The sequence below is a fragment of the uncultured Tateyamaria sp. genome, assembly GCF_947503705.1.
Taxonomy (GTDB): Bacteria; Pseudomonadota; Alphaproteobacteria; order Rhodobacterales; family Rhodobacteraceae; genus Tateyamaria.
The window spans coordinates 14,428-27,147 of record NZ_CANNES010000001.1 but is presented as its reverse complement, the minus strand read 5'-3'; the positions used below and the strand labels follow the sequence as shown (position 1 = coordinate 27,147).

13 protein-coding genes and 1 pseudogene are annotated in these 12,720 nt (G+C 56.9%); 8 read left to right on the top strand and 6 right to left on the bottom strand.

The genetic code is table 11. The features are described 5' to 3' along the window. Window positions 1-191 precede the first annotated feature (191 nt). Both Q1A44_RS00150 and rbsD read left to right on the top strand, forming a co-directional pair. Complete coding sequence (locus tag Q1A44_RS00150; RefSeq protein ID WP_299617818.1) at window positions 192-536, top strand: hypothetical protein; 345 nt, start codon at window positions 192-194, stop codon at window positions 534-536. A gap of 44 nt (window positions 537-580) precedes the next feature. Next, the gene (gene rbsD / locus Q1A44_RS00145; RefSeq protein WP_299617816.1) at window positions 581-955 is read left to right on the top strand and encodes a D-ribose pyranase; all 375 of its coding nucleotides are present in this window, start codon (window positions 581-583) and stop codon (window positions 953-955) included. 77 nt (window positions 956-1,032) lie between these two features. Here the strand turns inward: rbsD and Q1A44_RS00140 are convergent, their stop codons facing one another. From Q1A44_RS00140 to Q1A44_RS00125, 5 genes and pseudogenes are all read right to left on the bottom strand, one after another. Beyond that, the gene (locus Q1A44_RS00140) at window positions 1,033-1,482 is read right to left on the bottom strand and encodes a helix-turn-helix domain-containing protein (RefSeq protein ID WP_299617814.1); all 450 of its coding nucleotides are present in this window, start codon (window positions 1,480-1,482) and stop codon (window positions 1,033-1,035) included. A gap of 10 nt (window positions 1,483-1,492) precedes the next feature. Further along, the gene (locus Q1A44_RS21875) at window positions 1,493-1,822 is read right to left on the bottom strand and encodes a DUF4258 domain-containing protein (protein WP_366942586.1); all 330 of its coding nucleotides are present in this window, start codon (window positions 1,820-1,822) and stop codon (window positions 1,493-1,495) included. Window positions 1,823-2,077: 255 nt separating this feature from the next. Continuing rightward, complete coding sequence (gene lepA, locus Q1A44_RS00135) at window positions 2,078-3,874, bottom strand: translation elongation factor 4 (RefSeq protein WP_299617812.1); 1,797 nt, start codon at window positions 3,872-3,874, stop codon at window positions 2,078-2,080. A gap of 422 nt (window positions 3,875-4,296) precedes the next feature. Further along, window positions 4,297-4,495, bottom strand: a pseudogene (locus Q1A44_RS00130) (IS30 family transposase); the annotation flags it as partial. A gap of 218 nt (window positions 4,496-4,713) precedes the next feature. After that, entirely contained in the window at window positions 4,714-5,574 is an 861-nt protein-coding gene (locus Q1A44_RS00125; RefSeq protein ID WP_299617810.1) for a LysR family transcriptional regulator, read from the bottom strand. A gap of 107 nt (window positions 5,575-5,681) precedes the next feature. Here Q1A44_RS00125 and Q1A44_RS00120 point away from each other — a divergent pair, with 107 nt between their 5' ends. From Q1A44_RS00120 to Q1A44_RS00095, 6 genes are all read left to right on the top strand, one after another. Further along, window positions 5,682-6,836 (top strand): ABC transporter ATP-binding protein, encoded by a 1,155-nt coding sequence (locus tag Q1A44_RS00120; protein ID WP_299617808.1) that lies wholly within the window; start codon window positions 5,682-5,684, stop codon window positions 6,834-6,836. Between the two features lies 1 nt (window position 6,837). Further along, window positions 6,838-7,803: a carbohydrate ABC transporter permease gene (locus Q1A44_RS00115; protein ID WP_299617805.1), complete on the top strand. Its 966-nt coding sequence runs from the start codon at window positions 6,838-6,840 to the stop codon at window positions 7,801-7,803. Beyond that, window positions 7,803-8,765 carry a carbohydrate ABC transporter permease gene (locus Q1A44_RS00110; protein WP_299617803.1) on the top strand — a complete coding sequence of 321 codons (963 nt, stop codon included), beginning with the start codon at window positions 7,803-7,805 and terminating at the stop codon, window positions 8,763-8,765. The genes Q1A44_RS00115 and Q1A44_RS00110 overlap by 1 nt, the downstream gene beginning before the upstream one ends. Before the next feature lie 99 nt (window positions 8,766-8,864). Then, window positions 8,865-10,112, top strand: a complete 1,248-nt coding sequence (locus Q1A44_RS00105; protein WP_299617801.1) for an ABC transporter substrate-binding protein — start codon at window positions 8,865-8,867, stop codon at window positions 10,110-10,112. A gap of 75 nt (window positions 10,113-10,187) precedes the next feature. Next, complete coding sequence (locus Q1A44_RS00100) at window positions 10,188-11,015, top strand: metallophosphoesterase (protein ID WP_299617798.1); 828 nt, start codon at window positions 10,188-10,190, stop codon at window positions 11,013-11,015. A 441-nt stretch (window positions 11,016-11,456) separates the two neighbouring features. Beyond that, window positions 11,457-12,395 carry an aldo/keto reductase gene (locus tag Q1A44_RS00095; RefSeq protein ID WP_299617796.1) on the top strand — a complete coding sequence of 313 codons (939 nt, stop codon included), beginning with the start codon at window positions 11,457-11,459 and terminating at the stop codon, window positions 12,393-12,395. On the opposite strand, the gene Q1A44_RS00090 is transcribed toward Q1A44_RS00095, so the two are convergent. Further along, complete coding sequence (locus tag Q1A44_RS00090; protein WP_299617792.1) at window positions 12,392-12,619, bottom strand: hypothetical protein; 228 nt, start codon at window positions 12,617-12,619, stop codon at window positions 12,392-12,394. The two genes, Q1A44_RS00095 and Q1A44_RS00090, sit on opposite strands and share 4 nt — an antisense overlap. Window positions 12,620-12,720 lie beyond the last annotated feature (101 nt).

The following is a 12,720-nucleotide window of genomic DNA, read 5'->3' as shown; positions in this document are numbered from 1 at the left end:
GTGGCCACAGCGTACGGCCCCTTAACCATGCCCTGAGGGGCGTCGGATAGGGTCAAAAACGTACAGGTTCGGCCCCGAATTGCACAATTTCAAACGGCCCCGATCTGCGGATTTGGGGCCGTTTTGCATGAAATGCGCATTTTGACCCGCGATCTGTACGTTTTGAAAATGCGTCAAAGGACCGCGACAACATGCCCACCGAAATTCGCAAAATAAATTTCACCGATTTCCGAAAGCACGCCAGTAACGAGCTGAAGTTCGTCTATGAAGAGCTGGGCCATCTGTGGCTGCACAATCATGGTAAACCGCGCTGTGTGGTGATCCCGATGCGGGACGAATTGGTGCTGCACCGGGCCATTGGTCTGGACCCCAAGGAGGCGATGCACCGCGTGATGGTCGATGCCGACCGGATGGTTTCGGCGATCGAAGAACGCAAGCGCTGGATGTCTGAACCGGTGCTGCCCTGGTCGGGGAGCTATCCGCCTGTTGGGATGGATGACGAGACGTACCGGAAATGGAAGGCGACGCGGCGCTAGCTCGGGCCGCCTTGCTCCGCTAGGGTCGGGGCGGAGGTGGCGCAATGAAGAAATCCGGAATTCTAAATGCAGAGTTGTCGCGGATCGTGGCGGGTCTTGGCCATGGCGACGTGCTGGTGATCGGCGACGCTGGATTGCCTGTCCCTGCTGGAGTGCCTTGCGTGGATCTGGCGGTAACGTTGGGCGTGCCCGCGATGCTGGATGTGCTGGAAGCGGTGTTGGGCGAAATGTGCGTCGAGGCGGCGTTCCGGGCATCAGAGGCGGGGGCTGTTGGTGGAGAGATCGACGCACGGGTGGCCTGCGACCTGGTGCCCCACGAGGTGTTCAAGGAGCGTTCCGGTGGGGCCGTCGTGGTGGTGCGGACGGGGGAAGGCACGCCTTACGCGAATGTGGGGTTGGTGAGTGGGGTGGTTTTTTAAGTGTTCGTTTAATTGTCTATAACAACGCAACTTAGGTTCGGTGTCCGATGAAGTCAGTTCATCGGACACCGGTTCACTTAAGCAGCCACTAGATTATAGTGCTGAGGATCGCTGCCATCGATCCGAATTGGAGAACTCCGGACTGACAGCGTCACCTTCTCGGACACATCATCGACGTCCATGTCCACATCCAACTCTAGCCGCTGAACAGCCATAATACGTATCAGCATTTCTGCCGCGTCTTTGATCGGCGACTCTTCACGTTCCCACCTACTCACGGTTAGGGGTGTGACCTTTAGTATTTCCGCCAGTTGCTCCTGTGTCATTCCCATCTCTGTACGAAGGAATCTCAGTTCCTTACCGCTCATCTTCGATGGTAGAGAGACGATCCCCTCCGCGATTACCTGATGAAGCAGGCCTATTGCCGGAATTGTTACTGTCTCCTCACCGGCATGATCTTCCACTACATTCATTCCTTCGATGAACACATTGTCTAGGCCGCACTCAGTGTATTGATAAGGTGCCATTTTTTCTCCGTCATTTTTCGTCGCGCCACATTATTGTTACTATCTTCAACTGGCACGATTTTTCGTCTGGGATTGCCACAACTCGCAGTGTGCGAGTTCCCGAGTTCGGTGACTGGCTCTCCACCTTATACTTGAAGAAACTGTCAAGTGTCGAAGGTTCAGGCTCTTCGTACACATACCCATTCTTCAGTACAAAAAGGACATCTGACATGATTAGACTACGTTCATTCATTCTCTCCTTAGCATGAGCAGTAATGGCTACATCACACGTCTTGTTCAACGCTATCTTGTTTATGAAGGTCGTAGCATCTGCTGGCGACCAGGGTTGACTACCGCTCATTGATTGTTGATTCTCGTTACCACTCTGTTACTCACTTATCATTTTGATAGGTTGCTGCAAGAGGGTTGACGTTTAGTTTATTGACTCATCGTTAACAGAGGCAATCCAGCAACCAACAGATGGTGTCTGACTGAGAACAAGGAACAATCTGGTGTGTCGTAATCAACGAAGCCACCGGCGCTACAACACTGCGTGTTCGACGAAAAATGTTGTCGAAGAAAACAATCAAGCGACTAGGTCAGCGTTGAAGGTCGACTAACCATCCATCTTCAGCGCGGAAATAAACGCTTCCTGGGGGATGTCCACTTTCCCGAATTGGCGCATCTTTTTCTTACCCGCCTTCTGCTTGTCCAGCAGTTTGCGTTTCCGCGTTGCGTCGCCGCCGTAGCATTTTGCCGTCACGTCCTTGCGCATCGCTGACAAAGTTTCGCGCGCGATCACCTTGCCGCCAATCGCCGCCTGGATCGGGATTTTGAACATGTGGCGGGGGATCAGGTCTTTGAGCTTTTCGACCATCGCCCGGCCCCGCATTTCGGCGCGGTCGCGGTGCACCATCATCGACAGCGCGTCCACCGGTTCGTCATTCACCAGCACCGACATTTTCACGAGGTTATCGGTTTGGTAACCTGTCATCTGGTAGTCAAAGGACGCATAGCCCTTCGTCACCGATTTCAGCCGGTCGTAGAAGTCGAACACCACTTCGTTCAGCGGCAGGTCATAGACCGTCATCGCCCGGCTGCCCGCATAGGTCAGGTCCAGCTGCACGCCCCGCCGCTCTTGGCAGAGCTTGAGCACATCGCCCAGGTAGTCGTCGGGCACGAGGATGGTCGCCTTGATCCGCGGCTCTTCCAGGTGGTCGACCACGCTGAGGTCGGGCATGTCGGCGGGGTTGTGCAGTTCGAGCATCGAGCCGTCGCGCATATAGACGTGATAAACCACCGACGGGGCGGTCGTGATCAATTCGATGTTGTATTCCCGCTCGATCCGGTCGCGGATCACTTCGAGGTGCAAAAGCCCAAGGAAGCCGCAGCGGAAGCCGAAGCCCAGGGCGGCGGAGGTTTCCATTTCAAAACTGAAGGACGCGTCGTTGAGCGCCAGTTTGTCGATGGCGTCGCGCAGGTCCTCGAACTCGGAGCTGTCCACGGGGAAGAGGCCGCAGAAGACGACCGGTTGCGCGGGTTTGAAGCCGGGGAGCGGTGCGACCTCTTTGCGTTCGTGGGTGATTGTGTCGCCGACGCGGGTGTCGCGCACCTGTTTGATGGAGGCGGTGAGGAAGCCGATCTCGCCGGGGCCGAGGCTGTCCACCATTTCCATCTTGGGGCGGAAGACGCCGATGCGGTCCACGTGGTGGACGGTGTTGTTGGAGAGGAATTTGACCTTTTCGCCCTTTTTCAGGCGGCCGTCGATGACGCGGATCAGGACGATCACGCCGAGGTAGCTATCGTACCAGCTGTCGACCAGCATCGCCTTGAGCGGTGCGTCCTCGTCGCCTTTGGGGGCGGGCAGGTGTTTGACGATGGATTCCAGCGTTTCCTTGATCCCCACGCCGGTCTTGGCCGAGACCTGGATGGCGCCCGAGGCGTCGATGCCGATGACATCCTCGATCTGTTCGGCTACACGGTCGCAATCGGCGGCGGGCAGGTCGATCTTGTTCAGGATGGGGACGATTTCGTGATCTGCATCAATGGCTTGGTAGACATTGGCGAGCGTCTGGGCCTCGACCCCCTGAGTGCTGTCCACAACCAGAAGCGACCCTTCGACGGCGCGCATGGAGCGGCTGACCTCATAGGCAAAGTCCACGTGGCCGGGCGTATCTATCAGGTTGAGGACGTATTTTTCGCCATCCTCGGCGACGTAGTCGATCCGTACGGTGTTGGCCTTGATGGTGATGCCGCGCTCGCGTTCGATATCCATACTGTCGAGCAGCTGTTCCTTCATGTCCCGGTCGGCCACGGTGTTGGTGGACTGGATGAGCCGGTCGGCGAGGGTCGATTTCCCGTGGTCGATATGGGCGACGATGGAGAAATTGCGGATATGTGAAAGCGGTGTCATGGGAAGGGATATGTAGCGGAATGGGGGGCTGGTCAATGGCCCCTGGTGCCGCGTGGTGCAATGGACGGTGGGGTGTGTCGCGCGCGGCGCGTGAAATGTGGGTTAACGCCTTTGGCATATGGGAAAATCGGGATGCACAGGCCGTACACTTTGCGTGCGCCGTCCGTACACCGGTTGCGCAGCTTTTGGCGGGGTAGCAGGGCGTACGGTCGGGCTTGTTAATGCGGGATAAACGTGGCGTTGGCGAGGGTTTGCGGACAGGTGGAAGGGCTGTCATGGTGCCGGGGGTCAGGTAACGAATGTCAGGACTGAGGTGCCCCTGGTTTCCCAGACGCCTGCCTCGTTCAATTTCTTGTGTTTTGTGAGCGATAATTGACCTGCGAGACTTGATGCCAACGGGGGGTAGGGGGGCGGCCAATTGCTTCCATCACCTTTTCCCCGGAGACCTCTGCGGGTGTCTGGCACCCGTGGCATTCTCTGGGGGCGCGCGTAGAGGCGGTCGCGGATCGTTTTCAATTCATGATCCGAGAGCGCAGTGATGTCATGCTTGCTCGGCAACCATCTTTATGCGCGCCGATTGGTGTTTTCCACGGTGCCTTTCTGCCAGGGCAATAAAGGGTCACGGAGCCACGTTTGTGTCCGGATCTCGGCCCATATGTACGGCCATCCCAAAGTATTCAGGGCATTTCTTTGGAGACGCATAACCTGCCCAGAAGTTGAGTGTAAATCGCCCCCATGCAATATAGCTGAAATTGGGTAACTTATTGTTTAGTAATGTAAATCGAACTCCAGAGTGGCGCGCACCTGCATTTCAAATAAAACCCCATCATGAAGTTTTTTTAGTCAATTGAGTTGATGAACTCGGAGATAAGTTTCAATCCCACTCTGTCTTTTGTGGCGATCAAGTGCGTCTCATGTTTTTCAGGCATTTCTCGGATCGGGATCTCCGAGACCGACTTTTTGATAAGACTGCTGTTGCGCAAGAACACTGCGACGCCAATACCCTGTAAAACAGCCTCGTACATGAGCGGAAACGTCGTCATCGTCACGGTTCTTTCGAGTGCAACGTCATGTGTCCGGCAGACTTCTTCGAGCAGTTTCCTTGTCAACGACCCTCGCTCCGGAATGATGAGAGTTTCTCCCCGCAAGTCTCTGATTGATAAAGAAACCTGCGCGCTCAGGGGGTGTTCATTCGGGCAATAAAGAACATATTTAGCGCTTTCGATAAATATACGCTCCCATGCGTCTGATATCGGTGCGTCGGTGATCAGACCGATATCGGCTAGCCGATTGCGCAGCATTCTGGTCGCGGTTGACCAGTCATGAAGGCCGAAGTTCACTTGTATGTTTGGAAAACGTTGTCTGAACCTCGCAATAATTCTGAGCGCAGGCTGTGGCGCGTTGCCTATTACACTTAAACGCCCGTGTTTCATGGCGTTGAACCCGTCAAGCCGCTCTGACACCTCGGCGTCCAACGAAACCATGCGGTCGGCCAGATCATAAAACCCCTGCCCCGTGGGCGTCAGGTCCACTCCGTCTCTGCCGCGTCGGAGAAGGAGCGTTCCGACGGTCTTTTCCAGATTACCAATATGCTGTGTGATCGTGGATTGCGTCACGCCCATCCGCGTTGCCGCCGCAGAAAAGCTGCCCTCGCGGACAACATAGGCAAAGGCGATGAACTGGTGATGATTGGGACGCATCCGGCTTCCTTTCGTGGCGCCCATATACCCCATCGGTATCACTAATATGACGTCACAAAATTGTTGTGAGGCGGCAATACCTGTTGAGCAGAATTCGGGAGAATTGCATGGCTGGCCTGTCGATCAGATCGATCACCAAACGCTTCGGGGACACCGAGGTCTTGAGGGGTGTGACGCTGGATGTTGCGGATGCAGAGTTCGTCTCGCTTGTTGGCCCGTCTGGGTGCGGAAAATCGACATTGCTGCGTATAATTGCTGGTCTCGAGGACCCGACCAGCGGTGAGATCGAGATTGGTGCCTCGATTGTTACGGGAACGCGCGCTGCGGATCGAAACCTGTCGATGGTGTTTCAATCCTACGCGCTTTACCCGCATCTTACCGTGGCCGAAAACATTGCGGTTCCTTTGCGTATGAGGTCGCTTTCAGCCGCGCAAAGACTGCCTTTCGTCGGGCCCTTTCTACCCGGTGCCAAAGAACAGCGGACCGAGATCGCCTCTGCGGTGCAGAACGCAGCCGAAATGCTCGAGATCGGCGCTTTGCTGGATCGCAAGCCTGGCCAACTTTCCGGTGGGCAACGGCAAAGGGTGGCGCTTGGGCGTGCTTTGGTGCGAGAGCCCGCTGCGTTTCTGCTGGACGAGCCGCTATCCAATCTGGATGCCAAGCTTCGTGTGCAAACGCGCGCCGAGATCGCGCAGCTGCATCGGCGCCTGAACGCCACATTCATCTACGTGACCCACGATCAGGTCGAAGCGATGACGATGTCGGACCGGATCGCTGTCATGATGGGCGGCGAGATACTGCAATGCGACGCACCGAGCGTCATTTATGAAGATCCAAATGATATCCGCGTGGCAGAGTTCATTGGCTCGCCAAAGATAAATATTTTGCCAGTCGAACTCGGACATTCCGAGATGACCTTGTTCGGTTTGGTTTTGGCCCGCGTTGCCGAGGCTTCGAAAGCTGGTGTGTATCACTTGGGGCTGCGCCCCGAAGCGCTGAAACTCACTCAGGCAGAGCCGATGATCACCGGTACCGTCGCACATTTGGAGAATCTGGGGTCTGAGGTCTATGCGCAAGTTGCCCTCGCGGATCAGACTGCGCGCGTGACCCTGCGCGCGACCCCCGCAGAGCGTCACAGCTTACGTCTGGGCGCGCAGGTCAGCATGAGCTTTGATTTGCAGGACGCCCTGATTTTCGACGTGGATGGCACGCGTCAACGGCGCGTCGAAGTTGCCCTCTCCAACGAGCGAGAGGTGGCCTGACATGGCTGTAATTGATGCGCCAGTTGCTGCCCGGACTTCGCGGGAAGTGAACCGGCAGGCCCGGACGGCATGGGGTTTGACGACACCGGCACTGGCCTTGATGTTTCTGATCCTCTTGGTGCCCGTTGTCGTCGCGGGTGTTCTGTCCTTTACGAACTATTCGCTGGGCAATTCCAGCTTTGACTGGGTTGGGTTCAAGAATTATGATCGCCTGTTGTCACGCTCGACCTACGAAAAGATGTTCATTGCGACCTTTACCTATGTGGTGGTGGTCGTGCCGGTTTCGGTAGCCTTAGGGCTAGGGGCCGCGCTTCTGGTCAATTCGTTGGGGCGGATCGGGGACGTCTACAAGACGATCTATTTCCTGCCGGTCATGGCGACACTGCTCGCCATGGCGATTGTTTGGGAATTCATGCTGCACCCGACAATTGGTGTGATCAATCAAACGCTTGAGCTGTCTTGCGGTACTTTCCTCGAGGCAATCCGCTTCTTTGGCAATGGCTGTGCCGACGGCTTCCCCTTGTGGCTTGGCGATCGGGACTATGCCATCTGGGTGCTGTGTTTCATCGGCGTCTGGCAGGGTTTCGGCTTTAACATGGTGCTCTACCTCGCCGGGCTGACCGGGGTGCATCGCGAGCTTTATCACGCCGCCGAAATGGACGGCGTCAAAAGCGCGTGGGAGCGGTTTCGGCTGGTCACATGGCCAGCGCTTGGACCGACAACCGTGTTCGTTGTCACGATCTCTTGCATCCGCGCTTTTCAGGTCTTTGACACGGTCGAGGCGTTCTGGCCTCAGGGCGGGGGCCCAAACAAGTCCACCTACGTGATGATGTTCGCGATTTTTGAGAAAGGCGTGCAACAGAACCTGATCGGCATCGGCTCGGCGATCACCATGTTGTTTCTGGTCTTTGTGATGTTCCTCACCCTGATCCAGCGCTGGCTGGTCGAGCGCAAGGTGCATTACTGATGACGCGCGATATCTGGAAACATCTAATCCTTGTGATCGGTGCGATCATCGTGCTGGCGCCGTTCTACATGATGCTCAGCTATTCCTTCAAAAGTCCGGGCGAGATTGACCGCGGGACCGGCGGTTTCTTTGGCCGACAGGAGATGATGGTCGATGAGCGCTGCGTGCAGCTGCGCGATCCGAACCGAGACGAAATTGCCGCCGCCGCGCCGCAATATCCCGGCAAGTCAGACCGGGAAATCCGCGACGCAATCATGGAAGAGGCCGCTGTGGCGTGCGCGATGCGACCCGTTGTCTTCAACTACACCAAGGCTTTCATCGAAGCGCCGCTGCTGCGTTATCTGCTGAATGGCGTGATTGTGACTGTTTCGATCTTTGTGATCCAGGTGCTTGTCGCACTGCCTGCCGCCTATGCGCTGGCCAAGCTGAAGTTCTGGGGGCGCGAGGCGGTTTTTGGTCTTGTCCTGTTCTGTTTGTTGATCCCTGTGCACGCGATTGCTCTGCCGCTCTACATCATTTTGGCCAAGGTGGGGCTCACCAACACCTACGCCGCGCTCGTCGTGCCCTGGACAATCTCGGTCTTTGGCATCTTTCTGATGCGCCAGTTTTTCATGACGGTGCCGGATGACCTGATTGATGCCGCGCGCATGGACGGCATGACCGAATTCGCGATTGTCTGGCGCGTCATGTTGCCGACAGCGGTTCCCGCCCTTCTGGCTTTTGCCATCTTCAGTATCGTTGCGCATTGGAACGACTACTTCTGGCCGCGTATCGTGGTAACCGGCAGCCGCGACCTTTTTACGCCGCCTTTGGGTTTGAGGGAGTTCAAGGGCGATGCGGACGGCTCGTTCTTTGGGCCTATGATGGCCACCGCCACCATTATTGTAACACCGCTGATCGTCGCATTTCTGGTCGCCCAACGCCGCTTTATCGAGGGGATCACTTTGACTGGAATGAAGTAAGGCGGGATCGATCCCGCCCTACCCATAGCCCCGCAAGGGGACAATCACCGGGGTCTGCCAATCGCCAAACCGTCAGTCCCGGACAACAGGAGCAACCTAATGAAACTGACCACAACTGCAATAGTTCTGGCCCTGTCCGCAGGTGCAGCGTTCGCCGAGGACAAGGTTACAATCGAATTCGCCTATCCTTACAGCCACCTTTTTGACGTGACCTATGAGGCGATGATGCCTGCCTTTGAAAAGGCGCATCCAAACATCGAAGTAAAGTTCCGAGCGACATACGAGTCCTACGAGGATGGCACCAATACCGTTCTGCGCGAAGCTGTTGCAGGCAACCTGCCCGATGTCACCATGCAGGGCCTGAACCGTCAGGCCCCGCTGGTGGACAAGGGGATCGCCCAATCACTGGAGACGTTCATCGCCGCCGAAGCCGAATTTGAGAAGGACGGTTATCATCAGGCCATGCTGTCTTTGTCGACCTTTGATGACAAGGTGTACGGCTTGCCGTTTTCGATCTCTCTGCCCGTCGGTTATTACAACATGGACATCCTGCGTGCTGGCGGCATCGACGCGCTGCCGACGACATGGGACGACGTGATCGCTGCCTGCAAGACGATGAAGGCCAACGGCATCGATAACCCGATCTTCTGGGGTTGGAACATCACCGGTAACTGGTTCATGCAGGCCCTGCTCTGGAGCCAGGACAAAGCGATTGTTGAAGGCGGCCGCGTGACCATGGACAGCCCAGAGGCGCTGGTTGCGTTGGAGCAGATGCACGAGATCTTTACCGAATGCGAGATGAAGAACTTGGAGTGGAAGGCGGCTTTGGCGTCCTTCTCTGCCGGCGAGATCGGCATGATGTTCTGGTCAACCTCTGCTTTGGGTGCGGTTGAACGCAGCCAGGGTGATTTCGAACTGGTCACCGGCCCGTTCCCCGGCCTGAATGGCGCGCCCTTGGGTCTGCCTGCTGGCGGCAACGCCGCGATGCTGACGTCGACATCCGATGACCCGAAAGTGCGTGAAGCCGCCTGGACATGGCTCAAGTACATCACCTCTGGCGATGGTGCTGCCGAAGTGGCAAAGACCACCGGCTACATGCCGCCGAACAAGGCCGCGAACGAGATCATCCTTGCGGACTTCTACGAGCAGAACCCGAACAAGCAGACCGCCGTGGACCAACTTCCGCTCCTGCGCGACTGGCTGGCCTATCCGGGTGACAATGGCCTCGCGATCACGCAGGTGATTTATGACGGGATCGAGCGGATCGTCACGGGTGACGCCACCGACATGAAAGAGCTGCAAGCCGAGCTGGTCGAAGAAATCGCCGACCTTCTGCCGAACGGCTAATCCCTTTTGTTGGCCGCCCGGAACCACTGGGCGGCCAACGTACTCTTCGACAGGCCCCGATCAAAAGGCATGATCATGAAATTCGTCCATATCTCTGACATCCACCTCACGTGCCCCGGCGAACGGATGGCCGGGCTTGATCCCCATCGTCGTTTTGCGCAAGCCTTGGACGAGGTGCGCGGCAAACATCAGGATGCAGACCGGATCATCATCACCGGTGACCTCACCCATTGGGGCGAGCCGGACGCTTATGCAGCGCTCAACGATGCGCTTGTGGATCTGCCCTGTCCGGTACGTTTGCTGGTGGGCAACCATGACAACCGAGCGAATTTTCTGTCAGCCTTTCCGGATCATCCGCGCGATGAGCACGGCTATATAAACTATGCCGAAGATTTGGACGGCACCCGTCTGATCTATCTCGACACCACCGCGCCGCGCACCCATGCGGGCCATTTCGGTGTGGACCGTATTCAATGGCTTGAGGCGCAATTGCAGGACTGCACCCATGCACGTCTGTTCATGCACCACAACGTCATGACGCTGTCGCAACCGGCCGAGGACAAAATCGCGCTGGTTTCCGCAGACCGTCCGGCTTTCGCGGATTTGCTCAAGAGACACCAGAGCAAGATCGATTATCTGCACTTTGGCCATATCCATGCGATCTGCACCGGTACCTATTGCGGCATCCCCTTTGCGTCAGTGCGGTCCACAGGCAATCAATCCCTGCCCGACTTCACCGAGACGGAACTCCTGCATGGTGGGCCGTTGGCCCCCTCTTTTGCTCTCATCGAAGTTGGCGGCGACGGGACCGTGATCCATGACATTCCCTTCACATGGGATGGCCCGGTCTTTTCGTCGGGCACCGGATGGGACGACTGGGCCAAGCCCGTCGCAGCTGAATGAAATTCATCCCCCTCGCAGATACGCATGTTGTCGGGGCGGGCCTGCTTTACGGTCAGGATCCTGCGAAGCGACTTTCCCGCGCTGTCGCGACGACCAACGCGGAGAACGGAGATGCGCACTTTGTGATTGTCACCGGCGGCATGACCTATTGGGCGATGCAGAGGCCCTTACGAGGTTTGCCAGCGAGATCGCGAAGCTGACATGACAATGCCTGCGTACCTTGAGCGCCGTGACAAGGCGCCAGCGAACGGGCGCGGTGAAAGATCGCTGTTTCGGACCAACGTGCCGCTTGCTTAGACGCTTTCGGCCCATCCAGAGATCGCTTTTGATTTGGACGTGGCAGTCGAGACTCGATAGCGGCGTCTGTTGAAGTTGTCACAAAACCTTTATGCGGTCAGCTTACGCTGCCTCGGTCGGCACAATACACTCGGAACAGAACGCATGGTCAGCCTGAAGGCACTCGACGGCAAGGACGCTTCTCCCTTGTGTTTTGGGTGCATGCAATTCGGCGGGACTGCAGCTGCGGCTGCAAGCCGCGCCATGTTCGAAGCTTGCCGAGACGCCGGTATCAACCTCTTCGATACAGCCCACACGTATACAGGCGGTCGGTCGGAGGAATTGCTGGGCGACTTCATCAAACAGGACCGCGACGCGCTGATCATAGCGACGAAAACCGGCTATACTGGCGGCAGCGGCCGCGAAAACATACTCGCTCAGTTCGACGAAAGCCGATCTCGTCTGAAGCTGGATGCCGTCGATATCTTGTACCTGCACCGATGGGACCCCACGCCCCCCCTGCTTGAAACGTTCGAAACGCTTTGCGAATTGCAGTCTCAAGGCAAGGTTCGACACATCGGCGTGTCCAATTTCGCGGCCTGGCAGGTCATGAAGTCACAAGCTGTTGCCGAACAGTTCGGAACGCGCATCGATGTTTTGCAACCTATGTATTCGCTGATCAAGCGGCAGGCTGAGGTGGAGCTTTTCCCGATGGCGCTTTCGGAGGGTTTTGCCGTTGCTGCCTATTCACCATTGGGCAGCGGTCTGCTTACAGGTAAATACCAAGCTGGTGGCAAGGGACGTCTGTCGACTGACAAACGATATGCGGCCCGCTACGGGCAGCCTTGGATGGTAGAGACGGCGCAGACCTTGTCCGCTTTGGCCCGTGAATGGGGAACTGACCCTGCGACTTTGGCAGTGGCATGGGCCGCCAAACATCCTGCTGTTTCTGCTCCGATAATCAGTGGACGCAACGCCGAACAGTTGGACTCGTCTTTGAAGGCTTTGGGTGTCAGCTTGGCTGCGGAACAATACACGCAGATTGAGGCTTTGTCTCAGCGGCCCGCGCCTGCCACCGACCGCTTGGAAGAAGCGCCTTCCTAGGCTGGCCCGGCCTGACCTGCCTCCCAGTGTTCGCCCATGGCAACGATGCAAGACGTGCCATTCGCGTAATTCTGCACGATCATCCACTCGCCATCCCGAGGGCTGACCCAGACTTCCAGGACGGTGTCCGGGTCACGCAATCCCATGCCCTGACGTTCGGCCCCCAGGATTTCGGTTAACATCAAAAGCATACGCGCGCTGTCATCACAGCTGACTTCCGACATCTTTGCGCCAGCGAGTGTTGGCACGGTGAGACAAAACGTCAGCGAGAGAAAAAGTCGATGGATCATGTTCATAGCATAGTTGACCCCAAGGAAGGACGTAA